This window comes from Streptobacillus ratti (assembly GCF_001891165.1).
GTDB classification, from domain to species: domain Bacteria; phylum Fusobacteriota; class Fusobacteriia; order Fusobacteriales; family Leptotrichiaceae; genus Streptobacillus; species Streptobacillus ratti.
Genome location: NZ_LKKW01000126.1, coordinates 1 through 249 on the forward strand (window position 1 = coordinate 1; position 249 = coordinate 249).

1 pseudogene is annotated in these 249 nt (G+C 27.7%); it reads right to left on the reverse strand.

The window, feature by feature from the left end:
• Positions 1-249: pseudogene (locus tag BT993_RS07075) on the reverse strand (transcription termination factor Rho); the annotation flags it as partial.

A 249-nucleotide genomic window follows, 5' to 3' on the forward strand; every position in this document is an offset into this window, starting at 1 on the left:
CATCAAAAATAGGTCTTTGGCGACTTAATTCACCTTTTTCACCATTGACATATATTAAATTTAATAATCCAAAATTTTGCTCATCATTTAAAGGTTTCCTAACTTCACCTACTATAACATCGCCTTGTCTTAAACAAAATTTTTTAATTTGAGAATTAGATACATATACATCAATATTTTGGGGAGTATTTCTTAAAAAACCATATGTTGCATTAATTATATCTAGCTCTCCATATGAGTACATTAGAC